General features: G+C 67.5%; 2 protein-coding genes. Both read right to left on the reverse strand.

What is annotated here, in order from left to right:
* Nucleotides 1–7: 7 nt before the first annotated feature.
* Entirely contained in the window at nucleotides 8–541 is a 534-nt protein-coding gene (locus tag ACFYPG_RS33060; protein WP_387355123.1) for an IS30 family transposase, read from the reverse strand.
* 6 nt (nucleotides 542–547) lie between these two features.
* The coding region (locus ACFYPG_RS33065; protein ID WP_387355121.1) for a transposase at nucleotides 548–1,087 on the reverse strand (540 nt) is incomplete at its 5' end.

Genomic DNA, 1,087 nt, shown 5'->3' on the forward strand with positions numbered 1-1,087 from the left:
GGCGGGCTCAACCGGTGGTTGCAACACCGAGGAGCTGGGTCATTTTCTCACCTGGGGTGGCCCAGCCCAGGGTCATTCGGGGGCGGTCGTTGAGTTCGTCGGCGACGTGGTCGAGGCCGGCTTGGTCGATGGTGGTGAAGTCGAATTGGCCTTTGGGGAAGTACTGGCGTAGTAGCCCGTTGGTGTTCTCGTTGCTGCCGCGTTGCCAGGGGCTGTGCGGGTCGCAGAAGTAGACCGGGCAGTCGGTGGCGATGGTGAAGTCACGGTGCCGGGCCATCTCCACGCCCTGGTCCCAGGTCAGCGAGGCCCGTAAGCGTTGCGGGAGCCAGGTCATCGCAGCGGCGAGCTGGGACACGACGTGTTCGGACACCTTGCCCTCGGGCAGTCCGACCAGGATCACGAAGCGGGTAGCGCGTTCCACCAACGTGGCGATCGCGGAACCACCACGCCCACCCCGACGGACCCCTTCGAGGAGGTCACCCTCCCAGTGCCCGGGCACCGCCCGGTCGGCGACCTCAGCCGGCCGGTCAGCGATGCGCAGGTTGACTCACGGCCGCGCCGAGCGCACCGCCCCAGCGCTTGCCGGCCGGCGGCGGCGAGCGGCCCGACCCGATCGCAACGCCACCTGCCGCGTCAACTCCGCCCGGAGGTTCCCCCGCGCCTGCAGGTAAATCGCCTGGTAAATCGTCTCGTGCGACACCCACATCTCCGGCATGTCCGGGAACTGCACCCGCAGCCGAGCACTGACCTGCTGCGGCGAACGACGCCGACGCAGCATATCCAGCACCACCTCACGCAACGGCCCGTCAACAGCCAACCGCGGCACCCGCCCGGACCGGTTATGCCGCAGAAACGACGCCCACTGCGCCATCAACGGCTGATACCGCTGCCCATAACGCTCGAACCGACCCACCTCCCGCGAGATCGTCGACACCGACCGCTCCAACCTGCGCGCGATCGACCGCAGCGATTCATTCGCAGCCCGACCCAACCCGATCTGCTCCCGCTCCAGCGGGCTCAACCTCAACGCCATAACCACCCCAACGAAAATCACGGAAGGGTGTTGCAACCATCGGTTGAGCCCGCC

This window comes from Micromonospora sp. NPDC005553, from assembly GCF_042871765.1.
GTDB lineage: Bacteria > Actinomycetota > Actinomycetes > Mycobacteriales > Micromonosporaceae > Micromonospora.